The 21,892-nt window shown below is 67.9% G+C and carries 18 protein-coding genes; 6 read left to right on the top strand and 12 right to left on the bottom strand.

From position 1 onward, the window contains the following. The first annotated feature begins 55 nt into the window (after positions 1-55). From JK358_RS12405 to JK358_RS12430, 6 genes are all read left to right on the top strand, one after another. The gene (locus JK358_RS12405; RefSeq protein WP_201946957.1) at positions 56-271 is read left to right on the top strand and encodes a hypothetical protein; all 216 of its coding nucleotides are present in this window, start codon (positions 56-58) and stop codon (positions 269-271) included. 126 nt (positions 272-397) lie between these two features. Further along, positions 398-733 (top strand): hypothetical protein, encoded by a 336-nt coding sequence (locus JK358_RS12410; RefSeq protein ID WP_201946960.1) that lies wholly within the window; start codon positions 398-400, stop codon positions 731-733. A gap of 96 nt (positions 734-829) precedes the next feature. Next, entirely contained in the window at positions 830-1,591 is a 762-nt protein-coding gene (locus JK358_RS12415) for a hypothetical protein (protein ID WP_201946962.1), read from the top strand. Positions 1,592-1,611: 20 nt separating this feature from the next. Then, positions 1,612-2,094 carry a DUF6301 family protein gene (locus JK358_RS12420; RefSeq protein WP_201946963.1) on the top strand — a complete coding sequence of 161 codons (483 nt, stop codon included), beginning with the start codon at positions 1,612-1,614 and terminating at the stop codon, positions 2,092-2,094. After that, positions 2,091-2,543, top strand: a complete 453-nt coding sequence (locus JK358_RS12425) for a TY-Chap domain-containing protein (protein WP_372440660.1) — start codon at positions 2,091-2,093, stop codon at positions 2,541-2,543. The genes JK358_RS12420 and JK358_RS12425 overlap by 4 nt, the downstream gene beginning before the upstream one ends. Positions 2,544-2,649: 106 nt before the next feature. Next, the gene (locus JK358_RS12430; RefSeq protein ID WP_201946967.1) at positions 2,650-3,078 is read left to right on the top strand and encodes a hypothetical protein; all 429 of its coding nucleotides are present in this window, start codon (positions 2,650-2,652) and stop codon (positions 3,076-3,078) included. Between the two features lie 44 nt (positions 3,079-3,122). Here the strand turns inward: JK358_RS12430 and JK358_RS12435 are convergent, their stop codons facing one another. From JK358_RS12435 to JK358_RS12490, 12 genes are all read right to left on the bottom strand, one after another. After that, positions 3,123-4,355, bottom strand: coding sequence for a hypothetical protein (locus tag JK358_RS12435; protein ID WP_201946970.1), 1,233 nt, complete (start codon positions 4,353-4,355; stop codon positions 3,123-3,125). Further along, positions 4,355-4,681, bottom strand: a complete 327-nt coding sequence (locus tag JK358_RS12440; RefSeq protein ID WP_201946972.1) for a type VII secretion target — start codon at positions 4,679-4,681, stop codon at positions 4,355-4,357. Before JK358_RS12440 ends, JK358_RS12435 begins: the two co-directional genes overlap by 1 nt. A gap of 67 nt (positions 4,682-4,748) precedes the next feature. After that, complete coding sequence (locus JK358_RS12445) at positions 4,749-5,093, bottom strand: hypothetical protein (RefSeq protein ID WP_201946975.1); 345 nt, start codon at positions 5,091-5,093, stop codon at positions 4,749-4,751. 42 nt (positions 5,094-5,135) lie between these two features. Beyond that, a complete protein-coding gene (locus tag JK358_RS12450) occupies positions 5,136-5,912 on the bottom strand; it encodes an ESX secretion-associated protein EspG (RefSeq protein WP_201946977.1) in 777 nt (258 codons plus the stop codon). A gap of 4 nt (positions 5,913-5,916) precedes the next feature. Beyond that, entirely contained in the window at positions 5,917-7,674 is a 1,758-nt protein-coding gene (locus JK358_RS12455; protein WP_201946979.1) for a hypothetical protein, read from the bottom strand. 20 nt (positions 7,675-7,694) lie between these two features. Further along, the gene (locus tag JK358_RS12460; protein WP_201946982.1) at positions 7,695-9,008 is read right to left on the bottom strand and encodes a hypothetical protein; all 1,314 of its coding nucleotides are present in this window, start codon (positions 9,006-9,008) and stop codon (positions 7,695-7,697) included. A gap of 4 nt (positions 9,009-9,012) precedes the next feature. Continuing rightward, positions 9,013-9,321 (bottom strand): hypothetical protein, encoded by a 309-nt coding sequence (locus JK358_RS12465; protein ID WP_307817482.1) that lies wholly within the window; start codon positions 9,319-9,321, stop codon positions 9,013-9,015. A 100-nt stretch (positions 9,322-9,421) separates the two neighbouring features. Then, positions 9,422-18,007, bottom strand: coding sequence for a WXG100-like domain-containing protein (locus JK358_RS12470; RefSeq protein ID WP_201946987.1), 8,586 nt, complete (start codon positions 18,005-18,007; stop codon positions 9,422-9,424). Positions 18,008-18,017: 10 nt separating this feature from the next. Continuing rightward, complete coding sequence (locus JK358_RS12475; protein WP_201946989.1) at positions 18,018-18,506, bottom strand: YbaB/EbfC family nucleoid-associated protein; 489 nt, start codon at positions 18,504-18,506, stop codon at positions 18,018-18,020. A gap of 9 nt (positions 18,507-18,515) precedes the next feature. Next, positions 18,516-18,830 carry a hypothetical protein gene (locus JK358_RS12480; protein WP_201946991.1) on the bottom strand — a complete coding sequence of 105 codons (315 nt, stop codon included), beginning with the start codon at positions 18,828-18,830 and terminating at the stop codon, positions 18,516-18,518. Between the two features lie 216 nt (positions 18,831-19,046). Continuing rightward, positions 19,047-19,841 (bottom strand): ESX secretion-associated protein EspG, encoded by a 795-nt coding sequence (locus JK358_RS12485; RefSeq protein ID WP_201946992.1) that lies wholly within the window; start codon positions 19,839-19,841, stop codon positions 19,047-19,049. Continuing rightward, positions 19,838-21,817: a hypothetical protein gene (locus tag JK358_RS12490; RefSeq protein WP_201946993.1), complete on the bottom strand. Its 1,980-nt coding sequence runs from the start codon at positions 21,815-21,817 to the stop codon at positions 19,838-19,840. The genes JK358_RS12485 and JK358_RS12490 overlap by 4 nt, the downstream gene beginning before the upstream one ends. Between the last annotated feature and the right edge of the window lie 75 nt (positions 21,818-21,892).

Below are 21,892 nucleotides of genomic sequence, written 5' to 3' on the forward strand. Positions count from 1 at the left end.
GTCGCACCCGAAGAGGATTTGCGAGGGGTGGACTTTGCCGATCAGCCCGGAAGAGATGGAACGGATAGCACGAGAAGTGCTCGGCCCGACCATGAGTCAGCTGTCCGACGACCCGGAGATCAGGGCCGCATGGGCCCGGAAGTTGGAGATGCTGGAAGAGATGGAAGCCAAGGGCCGCAAACCAGCCACCGAGGAACAGATCAAGATCTGGCAGGCGTGGGGCGAGTCGGAGATCCGGCGGATCGAACGGGAACGCGGCACGACGACCTAGCCCCGGCCGAACAGGACACCGAACTCGATCGTCGGACCAGCCGATCCCGAACAGGCCAGGCAAGAGCGACGGATCCAGCAGGAGCGTTGTTCGCCGATGCGGACTTGATCAAAGAGATTGAAGAGCATGGAGATTCCTGAACCACTGCGCGAACTGCTGAACCGACCATCGCCACCAGCAATCGAGCAGGTTCGCGATTTCCTAGGGACATGGGTTGCCGACTGCGACGGACTCCACGAGGTGCGTGAGCAGATGGGTTCACTCCAGATCAGGATTCTGCGAGGCTATGTCGAGGCCATCGAGACCCTTCTCGCCACTCCCCAGCCGCCAGACACCCTGCGGCACTTGGTCACATGGGACGGCAACTGGGTATTGGACGCCCCCTCCTCGGACGAAGCCGCTGCCGCCTGGCTGCGGGAACTCGCCACCCTGATCCGCAGCGTTATCGACGAAACGGCATAGATCGTGCAATGCAGCGGAGTGCCCGTCGACGGTTCTGATTAAGATCGGCGTGTCGGCGCGAGGCACCACCGGACGGTGACTCGGAAGGTGTGGGAGATGGGCGAGAACGGCGCGGGGCAGGGGCGCGACCGGCGGGCGCTGCTCGATGAGGGGAACCGGCTGCGGGAGAAGTATCGCGGGGACGGATATACGGCGGCGGGGAAAGAGGCGCTGTATCAGCTGTATGAGCTGCAGGACGCGTATCGGGCGCAGCTGCCGGAGGTTTCGGTGTCTCGGTGCCCGTTCACCGGGGTCGAGGTGCGGTGGCCGCTGGATGATGTGGATCTCGATGGGTGGTTCTGGGATTGGGACAAGCCGGCTCGGCGACTGGTGAATCCGGTGCCGCGGACCTGGCTGGCGATGGGCGGGGCAGTGCGCCTGGCCGAGCCGGTGACCGCGGCCCCGTTCATGTGCAAGCCCGGCCCCGATGCTCCCTATGTCATTCCGCAGTTGCTGGAGGTTCCCGAGGTTCGGGCGGTCGTGGCGGAGGTTCCGATCGGGCGTCATACCGGCTGGGCCACAACCTATTTCGCCACCATCCGGCCGACCGACATTCCGCTGGAGAACACCTGGGGCAGCCAGAAGTACGATGTGTACGACACGGGCGGGCAGTGGCGAGCCTGGAGTGAACACCGGCGGCTGCTGCGGGAGTACGACTTCGAGCTGAGGCCGTGGCTGGAGTCCGGGAAACTGCTGTGGATCGCACCCGGGGACTCCGGCGTCACCCTCCGAGAAGGCGTGGCCGAGTGCCCGTACCTGGACATCGACGGTGAGCGTCGCAGGCAGCGCATCCACAACGGTGAGATCAACCGTTTCTGAGGCAGACAGGGAGGGCTGGGATGACCGAATGGCGGGCCTCGAGCGATAGCGAGGTCGTGGAGTTGGCCGGGCGGCTGCGCGCGCTCGAATGGTCGTGGCAGTTGACCGACGGGGCCGAACTGGCACGGGAATTCGGGTGGGGCGTCAAGTCCACGCGGGCCAACTCGATCATGCTGGATACCGGCTTCGGCTTGGTCGGGGGAACAATCGAGGGACGCGATGGGCGTGCGGACCGGATCGATGTCATGGTGACCGAGCGATCCGGCAACGACCCCGAACGGTTGCGTGCCGCGTTCACCCGGATGACCACGGCACTTTCCGCGGCGCTCGGAGAACCCACCGCGCGCCTGTCCGGATCCGCGCCGGAGGTGCGGTGGGCCGGTCCGCAGACGACGCTGGCGTTGACGAATCTGCCTACAACAGTGCGCCTTTCGCTGACAACCAACGAACGGCTGGCCAGGCACGACCTGGGCGTGGAATTCGAACGACAGGGCCTGCTGTGACGAGCTGGCAGGAGTTCACGGCCGGGCTCACCGAGCACCTGGCCACCCTGCCGGCCGGGGCGGTGGTCATCATCGCGGAGGCCGAATCGTGGACCGACCGGCAACGGTTCGCGCAATTCCGGCGCACGGATACCGAGATCATTGCCGAACTGTCGGATGAGGAGCCCCTCGCATCGGAATCGAACCTCGGCCGCGAACTTCTCACCGAGGCCGGTTGGCGAACTCCCCAGGCCGACCACATGGGGAACTGGTGGTTCGAATTGCCCTGGCCTGCAGACTCATCCGGCTGTCACCGCCTTGCCGCGATGATCACCTCCGGGCTCCGAGAGGCGCTGCGGATTCCGGAACCAAGTGCTTTGACCTACACCGCATGGAATGAAAGACAGGGAAATCGGGGCATGGACCTCCCGCTCCTCGGACTGAGCCCGAACACCACCTCAGCCCGATAACCTGCACCAGAGCCTAGGACGACGATGAAACCCCAGCCCAACGCCGCGGCCTGGACGCGCACAGACAACCTCGCCTGGCCGGCCACGGCGATCCCGCTGGACCTCGATGACGATTGGGCTTGATATGAGCGGCGAACAGAGCACGGTTTCCGAGCTGAAACCGGTTGGAATCTACCGCGAAATGTACCGAAAGCCGCGGACAGACCTTCCGTCCCTGCGTGATTCATACACGGACGCCACCATCGAAGACCGAGATCTGGTGGCGCAGTACATGAACTCCGCAACCCCGATATTCGACGTAGCCGCCGACGTTACCGACCTGCTGAACCCGGCACAGTCGATTCCCAGCGGCCCGTCCCTGCTCTCCGACGGCGAATGGATCTGGCGAGCCGACTCGGTCCACTACCTGGCCAACTATCCCCTGACCATCCCGCCGCAGTTCCTCACCCACGTACGAGCGAATGCCTATCGACCCGCCCCCGGGGTCGACGTCGCCAACCCCCTCTTCGACGACGCCATCACCGCCTACTTCTGAACGGCAATCCGCCCATCGCCGGGGGAAGACGATGGGCGGATTGGTCACTGGGTGGTGTGGGCGGTGGTGGCGCCGACTGCGCCTACGACGGGGACGCCGGTGTTGCCCAGTTCGCCGACTACGGCGTCGCCGTGTTCGCCGGTTACCAGGTTGGTGCGGACTTCCTCGTCGGTGTCGGCTTCGCCGGCGCGGTGGCCCATGCCGGCGGCGGCCATGGGCGGGACCATGGCGGGGCCCATGGTGCTGCCGGTGCGGGGGGTGGTTACCGGTTCGGTGACTGCCGCGGGGTTGGCGCCTACGCCCGCGGGCGGGGTGCGGGCTCCGGACCATTGACTCAATGGGGTGGCGGGGGCTGCGAGGCCGCCTATAGCGGCGCCGCCTGCGGCGGTGAGGGCGCTCGTGCCGGAACCGGCTGTGTCCAGCGGTGTTTCGTCGGTGACGGCTGCGATCGGGTCCGCTGTGTTGACGGTGAGTAGCGATTTGAGCTGGTCAGCGGATTGGGCGCCGGTGGAGGCAGCGCTCAGGAGCGGGGAGAGGACCCCGAGGATCTCTGTGATCTGCGAGAGGCCGTCCACCCCCTTGGGGGCCTCGGTGACCCCTACTTTCTCGCCAGCCTTGGTCATTTCGGCGCTGTGCACGGTGAGCTGGGCTCGGGTGGAGGCGACGACGACCATGGCTTCGGCGGCCGTTTCCCCGGCCATGGACAGCAGGAAGACCTGACCGGGCGGGGTTACCAGGAATGGGGCCGAGACCGTCAGGGCGGTCACGAATTTGGCGATGATCGCCGTCATCTGCGTCGCGCCGGTGGCGACCGTGGTTGCGGCGCTGGTCAATACAGACTTCTGCTGGCCGTTCTGCACCTGGACCTGCGCCGCGTCGGATTGCGCCGCAGCGCCTTTCGCGACCGCACTGGTCGCGCCGGCGCCCGACCAGTCGCTCGCCGCCAGCGACATGACCGACTGGGCGAGCGACATGACCGTGGTCAGTGCGGACGAGATGCCTTCCAGCGCCTGCGACGGGTCCAGGCCCTGGCCCAGATTGCCGGTGCCGAAGGAGGCGGCGATATCGGTCAGCGGGCGGGTGAGCGCGGTGAGATCGAGTACCGGCAGCGGAGGGAGCTCCGGCAGCGGGGAAGCGGGCGGGAGCTGGGGCAGCGCGGGCAACCCCAGATCACGCAGGATGTCGTTGACGGGGCGATCCAGTTGCGGGCCCAGCGCGGTACCGCGCAGCACCTCCGCGATCGACGCGTCCAGCCCCTGCCCGGGCGGATTCGTCATCAGAGCCCAGCCGGACCGTCGGTCAGGGAAATGAAATCGTGGCTGGAGTCGGCCTCCACCGCGTCATAGGAGGCGGCGGCCTGATGCGCGGTGAGCGCGGTCCCGGCGAAGACGGCGGCCAGCTCGGCGGTGGCGGCCACCTGATTGCCCTGCGCGAAAACGAAACTCAGGAGGAAGTCCTGGCCGATCAGCCCGAAGACCGGGATCGCGGCCGCCACGGTTGCCTGGGTGTCGGCTGCCGCGGCAGTCGCCACGGCGGTGGACATGGCGAGATTGGTGTTGCCGTACTCGCGGATGATTTCGGGTGTCGCAATGAGCTTGGTCATGATTCCCCCATCAGGAAGATCAACTCGAAATGAACTATACAGAGCGTGGATTCGATGCGGTCCGGTATCAGATGGGACGCAGCCAGCTGTCCGGCTCGGTCTCGTAGTCCTGCTCCTGCACGTACTCGTGCCGCGTCACCTCCTCGGCCGTCGGCAGACCGGTCAACGCCAGCAGCTCGGGCGCGAGACCGGCGGCCTGCAACTGCTGCCGCCGCAGCAGCCCGGCCCGATTCGCCGATCGACCGCACAGACGCAGGATCTCGGCCGCCAAAGGCGCGGGATCCCCGCGCAATTGATCACGTTCCACCTCCAGTGCGACGGGCAGACCCACCTCGGTGGTGGTCACCACGATCGCACCGGTACGTGACGCCACGGTGAATTCGGTTGGGAACGGGATGTCATCGGTGTTCATCGCCCATTTGTCCTTCGCTCGCCCCCCAAGCCCCCACTCGGGTCATTCATCCGCGATTGCCATGATCACCTCCGCAATGAGGGCGTCCACCGCCTCGACCATGGCCTTGCGGTCGGCGGGCGTCGCCACCGGCGGGTCCGCGGCGCTGACGACGTAGCGGCCGTCATCCTCGAGATCGCGCCACCCCATACTGTGCCGCGTGATACCGCGCGGCCCGAAGCGGGAATGACCCTGCACCACATCGATGGTGCCGACACTCGGCGCCGGCACGGTGAGGAAATCCGCGGCCTGGTCGACCACCGTGCCCGACAGCGTCTCATGCGCGGGCGACAGGTGATAGTCGTAGTCGACATCCTGGGCGTGGCCGGGTTCGGCCAGCGGGATTTCACGGCCACGGCCGGCGGTGTTATCCGGCAGCGCCGCAACCACTTCGGGCGCGAGCGCGGTGGCGTCGAACTCGGTGATGGTGAAACCCGCACTGTGCCTGACGGTTTCGCCGGGCTGCTGGATCACCAGATACCCGGCGTCACCGCGCCGCACACCCAGCAGACGGATACTCGCTCTAGCAGCGAGCCGATCGCGACCGTCCCAACCATGCGCCTCCACCCGGACGTCCGGATACCGCAGCGCGTCGAACACGTCCGCCAGCTCTGGCCCCTGGTCGTGCAGGCCCGCCCGCGCACGAGCCGCCTGTTCCAGATGGTCGCTCCAGGATTCGGTGCGGCTCATGAACAACAGGGGGCTCGGCAGATATTCGCCGCTGATCTCCTCCCACCGCACCAGGAATTCCAGATCGGTCAGCGACCAGGATCGATACACCGGATCAGCCCTCCACCACCGGCTTGGCCACGATCGGCGGCGCGCCCATGGCCTGCTCCAAATGCTCTGTGGAATCCAGGAAGTCGGCGCGCTTGTGGTCCTTGCCGCCCTGGCCCTGCGCACCCGCCCCCATGCCGCCGCCCATCGGCATACCGCCCATCATCGGCGTACCGGAGGCGATGCCCGCGCGGGCGGTGGCGACAGTGGTCGCGGTGGTTTCCGCGCCGAGTGCGGCACGGGGGAAGAGCTTCGAGTTCGCCGGGGACGTGAGCGGGGCCTTGGGCGCGCCACCACCACCGCCACCGCCGCCACCGCCCTTCAACTCCTTGGCCAGATCGCTCAGCGCGGTGGTGGGCAGGCCCGCCAGACCCAGGTTCGGCACCTGATTCTGTTCGGTGGCCGATTCGGTGGTGGTCGCCTGCTGCGCGGTCTGCAAGCCCTGCAACGCGGTCGTCAGCTGTTGCAGGGCGCTCTGGTCGTTGTTCTGATTTCCGGACTGGTTCGGGCCCGGCTGCTCCTGCCCGGGCGGGTTCTTCCCGGGATCGTTGTTTCCCGGATCCTGCTGTCCGGGTTGGTCTTTCCCGGGGCCGTCAGGATTCTTCGGCTTTTCCGGGCTTTCCTTCCCCGGCTGCTGCGGATTACCCGAACCCGGCGGAGTTCCCGGCTTCCTCGGCTGCTGGGTACCGCCCGGATCGGTCGGTGACGTGGGGCGGGACGGATCCAGACCCGGCTCCTTGGCGGTCGGGTCGGACAGTTTCGGCACCAGACCGCTGGACCGTGTGAGACCGGGGATATACCACGAAGTGAATGCGGTCACCCCCTTGGTGATCCACTTCTGCTCCTCCTTGGTGTTGTCCCACTTGGGATTCCACGTCGGCGGCAGTTCAGCCTTGGTTTGCGCGATCCAACCGGCGACCTGCTGCAGGTTCTCGGCAATCGCACGCAGGTCGGATGTGAGATCGGCGGCCTGGGTCTCGAACCGGTTGGCGGCCGCGATCGCGGCTTTCGCGCCCTTTCCCGTCCACGCGCCCGAGGTTTCCATCCGCTCCAGGCGACCGTTGAGCTGATCGAATGCCTTGTCGACCTTGTCGGCTATCAACAGCCATGTACCGCTATTGGCCACCACGGCTTGCGGATTCATGCCCTGCCCGGCCTGATAGAACCATTTGCCGTCACGGAACGGCGTCTCCGGATCGATCGGCGGATACAGCGTGCCATGCTTGCGTTCTTGCGCGGCATTGCGATTCAGGTCGGCGAGATTGCCGGTGCCGTTCTGCCCCCCGAGGGCGGGCAGCGAATCGCCGGAGAACTTGGGCACCTCCCCTCGAATGGGGGCGGGCGGACCGTACACGGGACGATCGCGAGCGGTCGACTCGCGCTTGAGCCGATCGAACACCGCCTTCGAATCCTCCTCGCTGGCCTTGTATTTGTTGTCCGCCACGATCAACGTGTCGGCCATGGCGTCCAAAAGGTCGATATAGCGCTTCAGGATGCCCTTCAGCTCACCGCCCTGCGCATCGAAACGACCCGCCAACGCCAGTGCCTTCTGCAGATGACCGTTGTCGCTGAATCCCTTGTGCGTCGTCACGATGTACTGGTGCATCAGTGCTTGATTGATCGCATTCACCGCATCGGCGGCGAACCCCGCGGCCTCCAGCGCCGCCTTGGGATCGAGGTTCAGCTGGTCCGCACGGGCCTGCTTGGACAGGTCGAGCCAAGGGTTGCCATCGAGCCTGAATTTGCCATCGGACTCATCACCCACATCCCGCTCCCATCACCGACTCATCGAACAGTAAGCCGATTCTGGCTGCCCCGCATGACTCCTGCCAAGCTCAGCTGATAAGCGGCGCCATCCAAATCAGCTGTGCCACCGAAGACTTCAGCCAGCAATCCGTGATCGACCGCGCCGCGCTCCGCGGCCTCGACGAAGGCTTCGATGGTGCTCAGCAGCGCTGATGACGGGGTTTCGGCGACAAGACCGGCAATCACATCGGCCACGGTTCCGGCGGTCCACATGCCGGGGACGGCGGCGGCCAGCTCACCCGAGGACGGCGACTCACCGCGATACCAGCGGCCATCCTCCCACCAGTAGCAGAAGGTGAGCTGCCCACCTCCCGCACGAGCGTTCAGGACCGGGGTGGCAACCCATTCCGGAGCGCCCGCGTACAGGCGAGGCAGATCAGCCGATCCGTTGTAAGCCGCGTCGAGCTCCGGGGCGTTCCACACACCGCCGGAGAGCACGGCCCGGTCGCCGGGCAGGCAGTACAGGGTGGAGCCGGAGCGACGGGAACCCTCGAACCAGCCGAAAGCGGGCAGCACGCGCGGACCCCATTCCGATCCGATGGCCACGAATGCGGCGGCGATAACGGCCCAGCGCGCCCACAGCAGCGGAAAATCCGGGAAATCGCCTTCGGACAGCATCGGGGCCAGGCCGGATTCACGATCGGCGCGGGCTTGCACAGCCGCCTGCTGCGGGGTGCGTACCTGCCGGTTGCCGTGATGGATGTAGGCGGCCAGCCAGACGGGTAGCGCCGCACGCGGATACACCGCGAGATCGGCGAGATAGTCCTGGGGAGCGAACAACTGATCATCCGGGAACGGCTCGTCGCCGTAGTCGTGGGCGACCTCCAGTTCACCGCCGGAAGTGAGCTCCAGCTCCAGCCGCCACCACGGGCCGTCGCCGAGCTCGGCGGACAGCACACGATGTTCCGCGACCAAGGCGTGGATGTGCGGGGTCGGATGCACCTGCGCCTGCCGCTGCTCGGGGTCCGTGAACACGACCCGGGCGAGCTGGCCCGTCACCGTGAGCGAGAACGAAGCCCGCACCTGAGCCCAGCCGCGCGGGCCCAGCTCCACCAGTTCCTCGGCGATGCGGTGCGCGAGATTACGAGCATTCTCCGCGGCATCGGGCTCCTGCGGTTCCATCGAGAACCCGACATCCGGGGAATCGATTCCGAATTGGATATCCGGTGTGGGGTTCGCCGTGGATTCCGCTGTGGCGTCGGCATTTTCGACAGGCTCACCGGCCGGCCGCGCCGTGCGGCCGGATTCGGTTGCTTCACTGCGGTTTTCCATCGACTCCATCGGCATGGTCACTGCGTCATCGTCTCCTGCCCGGCCGCTCGCTACCCGGCCGCTGCCGTGCGGCGCGCTCGGCGATGGTGTCAGCCAGCTCCACACGGCGCGCTTCGGCATTGCTGCCGTCCAACTGGCCGGCGAAGGCGGTGCGCGCGTTGTGGATCATTTCCTCGGTGCCCCCGCCCTGCGCCCGCGCGATGACCCACAGCGCCTGCTCGGTGCGGGAATCGAGGCCGGTCTCGGTGCGAACACCGTGCCCGTTCCGCACTTCCACCAGCACGGCTTCGAAGTTGCGGCGCAACTGCTCCTCGCTGGGGCGCCCACCTCGCACGTCCATCCTCCTCATCCATCGGCCACCAGTCAGCATCACACATTCCTCGCGATCGCGCCGTCGCGAGCACCACGGTCCCGGATGAACTCACACCGCGAGGTCACCCGAAGATCCCCGCCCGCCGCAGCGGATCGGCGAGCACATCCCGAATCAGCAAGCCCAGATCGGCATCGACGCTCAACGGCCGATACCGCAGCTCACACAGTATGTTTCCGCCCGCCCGCAGCACGAACCGCGCAAAATCCCGGCCCGCCTCCCACACGGAATCGGCACCCATCCGATCCACGTCGAACACCTGCTGCCCGACCCGCACCACGAGGCCCGTCTGATCCCGATAGAACGCCACCGGCACGCCATCCATGTCCCCGTACACCCCGGACACCGCACCGGGTGACGGGACCGCGCTCAACAGCCCGGTGACCGGGTCGAGAACCGCGTACTCGCCGTACCCGGCGTGCGCGCGCAGATACACGCCGCCGCCGCCACCTGCGGCGGGCGCCGAGGCCCGGGGGAAGCGCTGTCGCTCACGGCCCTGCCGGTCCGGCCCGCCCGCCGCCGGCGGTGCCATGGGCGCACCCATCCCCGGCATACCCGCCGGACCGAACTGGCCACCCGGAGAACGGGTTTCGTTGCCGTTCAGCGACGGTCCGGCCGGTCCCGGCAGGCTGTTGCCCGACCCGCCAGGCGGCCAGGCGACGCCGGCGCCCGGCGCGGGCGCGCCCACCGGGGAGCCCCCGGAGAACGGATCGGACGGATTCGACGCCCCGGGGGGCTCGGCTGTGCCTCTGCCGCCCGGAGATTCCGGATCGAGCCCATTGGATTCATTGGGGTACAACGGATCCGAGACCGCGGGTTCGGTCGGGCAGGATGCGTCCGTGACGTCCGGCACTCCCCCGGCAGCCGGTAGTCCTCCAATCGAACCTGGGCTTCCCGGGAGCGCCGCATCATCCGAAAGCCCCGGAGTCGTTGGCATGTCGGGCCAACCGGCCCCACGCGGGTCCGCCCGGCCCGGCGAATTCGAGAGGTCCGGCGGGGAGGACGGGTTCGGAGGAGCGGACAGGTCCGGCTGCCCGGACGGCATGACACCGCTCGACGGACGCTGCCCGGATTGCCCCGGCGCGGTGCGGTCCGGTGAAGCGGTCGACCGCGAAGGTGGCGTGTCCGACGTGGACGGAGTACCCGGTTCCTCGCGGAGGCCGGGCGGCTCCCGAAGATCCGGCGGCGGGGTCCACGGCTCCGGTCGCTGTGGCGGCTCCGGGGTGTAGTCGGGGAACTCGACCTCGAAGTCGCGCGGAACCCGCGGCATATGAGACCGCCAGTTGGATTGCCACTCAGCGGTATCCGCGCCGGAACGTCCCGGACGCTCCTCATCATCCACCCGCGGGTCGCCACCATCGCGCCCGTCCGCATCCGGCTCCGGATCACGATCACCACCGGCCGCCGGGCCGTCCTCGAACTCGCCCGTCCCGGGCTCCGGTGCACGTGGCACCCGCCCAACGGCATCCGGCTCATCCGAAACCGGCCCGGCCGTCTCCGATTCGCCCGGCGCCGGGTCCACCACCGGTTCGGGCGCTGCGCGTCCGGCGTCGCCCGGCATGGCGGAATCGCCGAGCGAGGAGTAGTCGGGACTTTCCCGGGTGCCGGTGTCCTCGGAGGTTGGTGAGAGTTCCGCGGCCGGTTCGTGCGGGGACGAATCGGACTTGCCGACAGCAAGATTCGCTTCGGGTTCAGGGTCGGAGTGCTGACCGTTGGTTGAATCCGGCTGCATCGGCGCTGGATTGGTGGGGGGTGGGCCGGCGGGCGTGGCCGGACCGGTGGGCCGGGCAGGGGCCGGGGACTCGGCACGGCTGCCGACCTGCTGCCACAGGTTCTCGGCGTGGGAGGCGGAGAAGCGGGCTTGGATGTCGGCGTTGCCGGCTTCCAGCCGGGCCAGCTGTTGAGTGACCGAACCGGGTTCCTGCTCGTCGGCCAGCTGGTGCAGCCAGGCTGCACGTTCGGCGTCCATGCGGGCTGCCCAATCGGCCTGCTCCGCCTGCATGCGATCGAACCAGGTGTCCGGGCCGGCAGCCGGTGGCTGGTGGGGTGGCTGCGGCGGCCCGGAGCTCGGCGCGCCGGGTGCACCGTCGTCCGGCTCATCGGGTCCGCCGTCCGGGTCATCGGAGTCGTCAGCGTCCGGATCGCCGGGCTTGCCGGTATCCGGGCTACTGGAGTCGACGGCGGCCGGGGCACGTGAGTCACCTGTGTCCGGGGCACCGGAGTTGGCCGCATCTGGGACACCCGAATTGGGCGCGTCAGGGCTGCCGGGGTTTGCGGTGACTGGAGTCGCGGGGTTCAGTGCGGCTGGGCCGGTGCCGGAGCTGGGGACGGGTCGCGGATGGTCGGGCGGCAGGGGGGCGGGCTCGTAGCGGACGCCGGCGCGGTCGCCGGTGAGGGGCGGGCGGGCGGCGTCCCAGTGGAAACCGTCCTGCGAGGCGACATGCGCGTTGGCTTCGCTCCAGGTGGCGTCGGGGTTGTCGCGCAGGAAGTTCGATTCGGCGAGGGCGTCCTGGAGCAGGAGCAGATCCGAAGGGAGGGGGTTGCCCGCGATGAGGCGGTTCCAGGCTTCGGCGACATCGGCTACCGCGTCGAGGGTGGCCCGGGTGAGTTCGCCGGTGACCGGATCGAGCACCAGGTGCGGGTCACGCATGAGATGGTCTTTGATCTGCGCGATCTGCTCGGGTGTGAATTCCGGGGGTATCAGGTCGGCGGCCGCGGCGGCGAGGCCGTCGACCAGCGCCTGAGCCAGCGCCGCACGCTCGTCCGAAGGGAAGTCCTGCATTTGGCGGCGCAGGTCGGCGAGCATATCGCGGGCATCGTCGGTGATGTCGGGGCCGGCGAAGATGAGATCCAAAAGGATATCGGCCGGGTGGGCGTCGGGACGGGCCGCGAGCTCGTCGCGCACCTGCTGGATGAAGTCGGTCAGACCCGCGTCCTGAGCGGTGCGGTGAGCGGCGAGATTGTCGGCGATGACGTCGATATCGCTGTCGTCCGCACGGAATCGCTGGTACTCCGAGTCGGCCCACGCCTGCACCCGAGCCCAGCGCTCGGCGTCCATCTGCCGGCGCTGCTTGAAGGGCTCCGACAATTCACCGTTGTCATCGGCGTGCTCGGCCGGGAGGTATTCGCGCACCATCGGCTGCACCTCGCCCGGCCGGGACCGGAACATCGGATGCCCCTTGAAGCCCGGCGCGATCCGGCCCGGATGCTCCGAGTCGGAGTACCACGTGAATCCGCTCAGCTTCGCGACTTCCAGGATGACGCGCATGATGTGGCCGGCCGCGTCCGCGAACGGCAGAGTGTAGGTGTCCACGCCGCCGGTCGCGGGGTCCTTGCCGCCCGGGATATGCGGCAGCAGGTCCTTGTTGACACCCGTATTCGGCTGTCCCGGAGCCGGATCGACGAAAACATCGACCACGGCGGCCTGAATCCGGTCCACCGCCCAGCCGCTGACGCCTTCGGGCAGATCCCGACCCTCGAACTTCTTGGGTGTCGACACCCCTTCGCGGTTGGTGACCCAGTCCGGCCTGGTGGGATCGACCGGATGCCAATTCCCGTCGCCATCACGCCATCTGGTGCTGTTGAACCGGATGCCCTTGCGCGGCGGGGAGATCAGCCGGTCCACCGTGGGCGGGGGAACGTCCACCACGTGCCGGGTGCCGTTGCGATCGCCGTGCACCTGCCGGTACTCGATTCGAGTGGCCGGGTCGACCATGGCCTGCGCCACCGCGGCGCTGTAGTCGAGGGCTTGTGCCAGTGCACGATCCAGGTCGGCGTTCGGGCGCGGGCGCACCGCTCCGTCCGGGCCGCGCACGAGTTCGTCACGCGGCCCGTAGACGATGATCCGGCGGGGATCGCCGTCCGCGATGGCCACCCGGTCGGTGATCATGCGCGCGCCCTCGGCCTCGGCCAGCTGCCGGTACGCCGCTGAGACGCGCTCCATTTCGTCCTGGAGCCGCCCGATTCGGTTGTGCGCCAGGTTGACCTCGTCGGCGGCGCGGCGCAGATCCGCCACTGCGGGATCGTCCGGATGGGTCGTGCGCAGTTCCTCCATTGTCGCCGGAAGCCGTTCGGGACTCAGCGCCGACTCGTTCACCGTGCCGTCGGAATCGGCCAATCCGAAACGTGCGGCCAAGGCGTCCCGTTCCTGTCGCACCGGCTTGATCTCCACCAGTTCGCCGGCGCGCTCCCGCGCCAGCCGATCGTGCTCTGCGCGCACCTCCTCCGGGAGTGGCCGACGGCCGATCTCGCCGGTCTGCTCCAGCGCACGCAACTCCCGGTCGATATGGCCGAGCTGCTCGTCCAGTCGATGCACTCGCTCCGCCGCGTCGACGAGTTTGCGCAGCGCCTCGCGACGGCGAGCCGATTCGTCCGGCGACAGCGATTCCCGAACCTGCTGTGCGCCTTCGTCTCCCGCGCTCGAGATATCCACCGTTTGGATGCCGAGCCGGTCGTAGAGCCGAAGGATGGTCTGCGCCAGCGCTTCCCGGGTGCCCAGCGCCGTTTCCGGATCCACACCGTCGAGCAGGCGGCCGATGCGCGCGTCCCGTTTGGCGCGCCAGAACTCCAGTTCCCGCGCCAATTCCTTGCGCTGCTGCAGCAATTCGTCGTACCGGTCGCGAACCGCATCGGTGTCGGCGTCCGGGTTCGGAGTGCTTCCGTTGTCCGGCGTGGTCCCGGCATCCGGTGTGGTCCCGTTGTCCGGCGTGGTCCCGGCATCCGGCGTGGGTTCCGCGGCTGGTTGGAGCGGCTCGCCGCCCTCCGGCCGGCCACCGGCCATGTCCCACAGCCAGTCAGCCCGCTCACGGGCCATCCGGGCCAGCCATTCGGCATTGTCGGCCTCGAATCGCGCGGTCCGCGCGTCCGGAGTGTCGGACGGGTCCTGATCGGCGAGGCCGCGAAGCCATTGCGCGCGTTCGGCATCCATCCGCGCTTCCCAGTCCGCCTGCTCGGCGCGCATGCGGTCGAACCAGCCATCCGGATCGTCCGGACTCGGCGTGGCGGGGGGACGATTCGGCGGACCGTTCTCGCCGCCGTCCCTGCCACCCTCGTCGCCGGGACTCGGCTCCGGCTCGCCGGCGCCCCGGCGTTCGGCCGGCTCCGACGGACGGTGACCGCCGTCTACCTGTGAATTATTTTGTCCCCCAGAGAATTCCCGCGCGGCGTCGACCAGCACGCGGTGCAGCACCTGTGCTGCTTCGCTAGCGTTCTCGCCGTTCATCTCGACATCGGTGAAGGCTTCCGCGAGGGCCTCCGTGGGCTCGAAGATGTCGTTGTCGTCGAAGCTGTAACCGCTGAGTTCCCGCACGAAATCGTCGAATTCGCGGAGGGTGTCCGGATCGGTCCAGTCCTGGACGCCCCGGGTCACCTCGAAATGGTCGAGCAGCGCATCCCAGGCGCGGTCGCGGGCCACCATATCGGCGGCGGAGTCCAGGGCATGCGCGAGCTCATGCACGATCGTCGAATACACCGGGCGCGCACCGGATCCCGGCACCAGATCGCCGTTGGCCTCGTCGGCCGCCACCCGCCGGGCGAATTGCACCGGGTTGGTTGCGTGACGCCGGTTGAACACGATGCGGTCGGTGTGCGGGTGCACGGCGTTCGGTTCCGCGTGCGCGTACACGTTCCGGTCGCCGATCCGATCGATCGCCACGCGTCGCAGATCGATCTCCGGATACTGCGACAGCACGAACTCGACGGCCCGTGCGATCTCGCGAGCCACATCGGGGTGCATACTCTCGTCGAAACCGTCGACGAGCAAGCCATGCGGTTCCCGGTCCGCGAACCGCCGCTCCAGCTCGTCGGCCACTTCCTCGGGGCTCAGTGCCGACCAATCGTCCGCTGGTGGTTCGTCACCCCCGTACAGCAGTCGCTCCGGATCCCCCGCTGCCCGGCCGGAATCCGAGCCGGGCTGCGATCCGCCCCCGGCCCGGCCGGGATGCGGAGCCGACCCGTCCGGCAGCGCGCCGCGTCCGGCACGTGCCGCCGGACCGTTCTCGCGCCGCGCAGGTCCCGGGGCCTGGGCAGGCGGCGGCGAGACGATGGGCGCGAGCAGATCCGTCCGAGCCGGACCTTCTGCCCTCCCCGGCGCGTCCTGCGGAGGCAGGCCGCTATCGCGCGCGGCCGATTCGTCGCCAGCGGGTTCGCGCGGCGACCCTCCCCGATCGGTAGCCGGGGGCGTCTGCTTCGCAGGTGCGTCCGAGGCGTTGTCGGGGATCTCCCGCACAGGCGTGGTGGGAGCACCGTCCGGGGTTTCCCTCGCGGGCACGACGGGAGCACCATCGGAGGTTTCCCTCACGGGCACAGCGGGAGCACCATCGGAGGTTTCCCTCACGGGCACAGCGGGAGCACCATCCGGGGCTTCCCTCACGGGCACAGCGGGAGCACCATCCGGGGCTTCCCTCACAGGTGTGGCGGAGGTGTCGTCGGGCGTCGTCGCGTGCGGGGTGCGGTGGTCGCCGGAGGAATCGGAGGGCTGGTGTGCGTCGACTTCTGCACCGGTGGTGCTTGCGCGAACACTGGGATTCGGGTCGGCCGCGCCGGGACCCGCTGTCCTGTCGCCTATTCCGGCGCGGTGGTCGGCAGCGGGGCCGGCGCCTTCCACCCGCGACGGTTCCACGACGGTGCCCAGCGGCGGGCGCGGACCGGGACCGGCGGACGGGCGTGTGAGGTCGGAGGCGGAGGGCGAGCCCACGCGGGTGTCGGGGCGCGAGTCGGTGACCGGACCGCGGCTATCCGCCGCTGCCGCAGGTTGATTGACGGGATTCGCGGCGTGCGTGACAGGTCCACTCTCGGGTAGGCCCGCGAAGGCCGTGTCGCGGTCGCCGCCGATGATCCCGTCCGCACGCGGGACGTGACCCGCATCCGGGAACGATGCAGGAGCGAGCATGGTCGAGCCCGAAGCGGATTCGGGTACGCCGCCGTGTGGGCGGGCGCCCGAGTCGGACTCGGGCATACCCGCCGCGGGCTCGGGCATACCCGCCGCGGGTGGATGGGCCTCGGGCTGCCCGGCACCGGGAGCCTGATCCGACGAGCCGACGTCGGCGTTCGGTGGGATCGCGCCATCGGTCGGCGCTCCGGCTCGGGATTCGCCCTCGGCATCCGACGTAGCGCTCGAACCTGAGGGTTGCGAGCTGCCCGGGGAATTCGATGCCGGAGTGCTCGCACTCGGCGTATTCGACGCGGACGCAGGAGAACTCGGGCTTCCCGAAACCGGCGTGGACGAAGCGGGCGCATTCGACACCGGCGCGGACGAACTCGGCGCATTCGACACCGGCGCAGGCGAACCCGGCGCATTCGACACCGGCGCAGGCGAACCCGGCGCACTCGACACCGGCGCAGGCGAACCCGGCGCACTCGACACCGGCGCAGGCGAACCCGGCGCACTCGACACCGGCGCAGTGGCGGACGGTCCGTTCGCGGGTGGCGGGTGCATCGTGGTCGTGCCTGCCGGTGCGGCGGCCGGCTGTGTGGTCGGCGCGTTCCGATCGGCTTCCGGCATGCCGGCCCAGGATGCCGGGTCGGTGGCACCGTCGCGGCCGGGCTCTCCCGAGTCGGCTTGCGGCCGGCTTTCGCCCGGCTGCTGTCCATTGGTGTCGGGGCCGGGCCGAGTGCCGTCACCACCGGAACCCGCGGGGTCGACGTTCGGTCCAGCGCCGCCGCCCGGACCTGCCGGACCGTAGAACCGCCGCGCCGCACCGTGACTCGCGCCCGATGCGGCGCCGTTGAACCCTCCCGAGGTGAGCATGCGCGGGTCGAGAGGGGTGTTGGCCAGGTTTTCGACCGCCTGGTCCCAGCCGTCCCGGTAGACGTCGATCCCGAACTGCGCGCCGGTGCCGGCGACGAATCCCGCTCCCGCACCGACCAGACCGGCCGCACCGCCGGTGATCGCGTTACCGAGCAGACCGTCGATTCCTTTGCGCGCCAGCTTGTTTCCGAGCCAGTCCCCGAAGGGACCGGCCGCCGCGCCGCCTGCCGCCGAACTGATCGCGGTGACGGCGACCTGGTCCCAGTTGATCTCCTTCCGTTTGCCGGTGGAGACCTGGTACTGCTGGATACCTATTTCCTGGGCCGTGCCCAGCGTGAAATCGATGGCCACGTGCCGCAACAGGAACCGGACCACCGCCGCGCCCGCCATGCGCGCCGCGTGCTGCGCGATCGCCGTCGCGGCGCGCCGACCGATGATGCGCACCGCGATGCGAGTCGCGGCGACGATCACCGCTTGCACCGCGGGCGCGGTCGGCGGCCAGATCCACGCCGCCAGAATCTCTGCCGCCGCCAGGGCCAGCGACGAATAGAACATGAGCTTCGTGTATTCGATCTCGGTTCCGGTCGAGTACGCCGAATCACCGAGATCGTCGAAGTATTTCGCGAGGTCGGGCAGGGAGATGCTCTCCTCGCCACCGCCGCCGACACCGCGCAGGGCATCGAACAGCTTCGACATCTCCTCGATGCCCCTGCCCTCGGGATAGGCCGCCAGCGTCGCGTATTTCGCGTCGTCTATGGCGGGCAGTAGTTGCCGCAGCCCTTCGGCGGCGGTGTGCCAATCCTGCGCCAGCGCCCACATACCGCTCTCGCTGCCGTCCGGCCATTCCATGCCGACCAGCCAGCCGACCCATTCGAGCGATTCGGGAAATTCTATGTCTCCCAAGAGGCTTGCCCTACCACCCGGAGTCCGTGGCTCCGCCCCGGGGCCGTTCGGCGTCGGATGCGGAATCGGTATGCGCGGCACCGCGTTCGGTCGATCCCGGCGGCGCGGTGGACACATGCGGCGCCGGGGGCACCGACAACTCGCCCTTCAAGTCGGGCATGCCGGGGATCAGATCTGTCAGTGTGGGCATTCGATCGCGGTTTCGCGACACCGGAGCCATCACGGCCTGCCCCTTGCGCGCGACCTCGGCCGCCGCCTGCTGCGCGGCCTCGGTGACCGCCTTCGCGATCTCCGGATAGTCCAAATCGTCGATATCGGCGGAGAACTTGGTTTCGATCACCGTGCCGTCGGCGTTCACCGTCACCGTGACCCGCTTGCGCACGGTGGCCGATGCGGTCAGCGCGGCCCGCTCTCGCTGCAGCTGCGTGATGGTGCGCAGCTGCAGCGAGAGGCCGTCGAGAATGTCCTGGAGGTCGTTCTTGGCGTACTCGTTGCTCATCGTGGCGGCTTACCGGTAGGCACCGGCGTTGCCGCCATCCATACGAGACAGCAACTCCAGCGCGTCGGCCTGCCCGTCGGCCACGTTCCCGAAGGTGCCGGCCATGTTTCGCGCGCCTCGCACCATATTGTCCCTGCTGGCCAGATAGCCTTCCGGACCGTTGGAGAAGTTGTTGCCGAGCGTATCGTCGCCCCACGGCGCAACCCGGCCGCCGAGCGCGCCCTCCAGGGTAGCCAGCACGGACTCGAGGCCCTCCTGCACGGTGGTCGTCCTCGACTTCGCGGTGCGAAGTAGATCCTTGTATGCCTCCAGCCGGCCACTCATCGGATCGTCGCCTCCAGCGCCTCGTTCGAATACCTACTCCAGCAATCGATTCGGCATCAGGGAACCGACCTGGCCGGACATTTCCAGGCGCGGGCGACCATTCCGTGGCCAGAACATTAACGGACCGTTGAGATCCGGTGGCCCCTAAAGACAAAGGCGGTGCACCCGAACGCTTCCGGGCACACCGCCTTCACCTCGCGCGGTCCGCGCGCGGACCTAGGCGTCGAACTCCCCCTCGCCCCGAGCCGTCATGTGCTCGAGCACATGACTCACACCGGCGCCGATCCGCTCCGCGATACGCTGCGCACTCGCCCCGGCCGCCCGCATCTCGAGCTCGTCGAGCTCGATCAGATAGCGGCCGTCGCCCGGAAGATCGCGCCACAGCAACGTTTTCCCGGTCATGCCGCGCGGCCCGTACTTCGACCGCACCTGCCGGATCTTGAACCCACCGGTCCACTCGGCGGGCTTGGACAGAAAGGCCAGGCCGCGCGCGGAGTCGGGCTCGTCGAAGGAGTCGAACGCCGACGGGCGCGGGGCGTAGTCGGCCTCGGGTTGCCCGGAGTCGATCACAATCGGAACATCGGGCCCGCTCGCCGCCTCCGCGGCCGGCAGTTGCGACACCAGCAGCGCCGGAAGCTCATCCGGTTCACATTCGGTGAGCGTGAATCCCGAGGTATGCCAAATGGTTTCACCGGGAGACTGGGTGAGCATGCAGGCGCGGTGGCCGCGGCGGGCACCGTGGATCCGGAAGCGCTTCTCCGGGTTCTTCATCTCCCGATCGCACCAGACCTGCGCGAACACGGCGACATCCGGCCGGACCAGGGTCTCGAAGACCGTCCGGAAATCCGCGGGCAACCGCTCCAGCAGCCGCGAATTCGCCTCCGCCAGCTGATGCTCGTACTCGACCTCCGATCTGGTCCGGCAGGTGTACACGAGCGGAGCGGGTATCCGGTTCTGCCGGTATCGATTGCACAGCACTTTGAACTCGATATCGGAGAATTCCCACTTCATACGTCGGCCCCCGGATCGGCCGGGGCGGCGACAGCTGCCGGAGGCGTGAAGGCGTGGAAGAAGTCGACCGAACCGACGGCCTCTCCGTCCTCCGATACCGAGGCGCCGAAAGCCACCGTCTCGGTGCCGGAACCATTCGATTCCCCGTCGGCGAATCCCACCGACGCCCCGGCGACCACACCGAATCCCGACTCGGTGAAGGCGGCGTCGACGCCGGCGCGAGCACCGAACAGATTCGTGTGCCCTACCGAACTCGCATCGGCCAGACCGGCTTTCGGAGCGACGCCACCGGCGGACACTTCCTCGCCGGACAGACTCGCCTCGGCCACCACCATCTCGGTCTGACCGGTTGTCAGGCCCAGTAGCTCACCCAACTGGGCGAGCTTCTCCGGCGACTGCTGCACCTCCGCGAAAGCTGTCTGCACCTTTTCCTCGGAGACGCCGAGCAGCTGGGCCAGCTGTTCGGTGTTCCCCTGCGCCAGCAGACTTTCCAGCTGTTTCAGAACGGTGGGAAGGGACTGCGCCAGAGTGGACATGCCGGTGGTGGCCGCCTGGAGCAGGGTGCCGAGCGCACTGATTAGCTGCGTGGAGTTCTGGCTGTTCTGGTTGCTGTTCGGGTTCTGGCTGCCAGGGTTGTTGCTCCCTGGATTCTGATTGCCCGGGTTCTGGTTACCCGGATTCTGATTGCCCGGGTTCTGACTCCCTGGATTCTGGTTACCGGGGTTCTGATTGCCGGGGTTCTGGTTGCCGGGGTTCTGATTGCCCGGGTTCTGGTTACCGGGGTTCTGATTGCCCGGGTTCTGATTGCCCGGGTTCTGGTTACCCGGGTTCTGCTTACCAGGGTTCTGGTTGCCGGGGTTCTGGTTGCCGGGATTCTGATTGCCCGGGTTCTGATTGCCCGGGTTCTCCCGCTGATCCTTGTCCTTCGGATCCTTCTGGGTAGGGTCCTTCTCCGTCGGCAGCTTCGGCTTCTGCTGCGGTTGCGCGGTCGGCCCCGGCACGACCGGAAGGATTGTCGCGGTGTTCTTGCCGCCTGCGAGGTAGTCGTTCTCGAAATGCTCGCGGTAGTCCTCGAGATCGGTGTCGGTCATCTCGCAGTCGTTGGGATCGCTCTTCGTCTTCGGCATGTGGTTCTTCGTGGAGCTCATCCACCTGCCGACGTACTCGAGTAGTTCACCCATGACATTCATGGTGTCGATGAGCGGCCGCAGATCCTTGGAGTAGGTGTTCGCCGCCAGCTTGGCCGCGTCGATGCCCTTGCCGCGCCAGCCGTTGCTGAGACCGTTGATCGTGTTCATGAAGGTGCCGAGATGCTTCTCGACCGAAGCGGCCAGGATGTTCCACGCGGAAGCGGCCCGCATGTACTTGTCCGGCTGGAGCGCCTGCCCCAGGGAGTAGAGGTTCTCCCAGAGCATGGAATCCCGGGGCTCCCAGATGATCTCGACGGATTCCTTGGTCTTCCCCTTGTCCTTGGCCCAGTCCTCCAGCCGCGTGTCGTAGTAGTCCTCCTTGTTCGTGCCCGGGCTTTCTCCCTTCGGTTCCGTCAGGCCCAGCTGACCGCCGGGGGTCGTCGGGCCGACCTTGATGTCCTTCAGGCTTTCGATCGTGCCCTTGACCTTGTCGAGCTCGGCCTTGGATACGTTGTCCGCATCCGGATACGCCTTGGCCGCGGCATGGTAGGTGTCCATCATGTGGGTGACGATGTCTATGTGCGTGGCGAACACGTCGTGCGCCTCGATCCCCCGCCTGCTCAGCGCCGAAGCCAGCGTGAAACCGGATGACAGATCGCCGATCTGCGGGAGGCCGTTGAGTTTCTCGGTCTCCACGTACTTCTGAAAACTCCGCAGTGCCTCGATCATGTCGGCGCAGGCGTTCATGCCCTTCTTCGCCAGTTCCGGCTCGAACTGCAGTGTCCTTGCCTCCGCGGCGGCAAGCAGGCCCGGCCACGCGGTGTTGTCTCTGTTGTCAGGTGCCATCGCTACTCTTCTATCGCTCCCCAAACGGCTGTCGCTGCGAGCACAGCCTACTTTTCTTAACTACCGATGGCGCGC

The sequence above is a fragment of the Nocardia acididurans genome (assembly GCF_016741815.1).
GTDB lineage: Bacteria > Actinomycetota > Actinomycetes > Mycobacteriales > Mycobacteriaceae > Nocardia > Nocardia acididurans.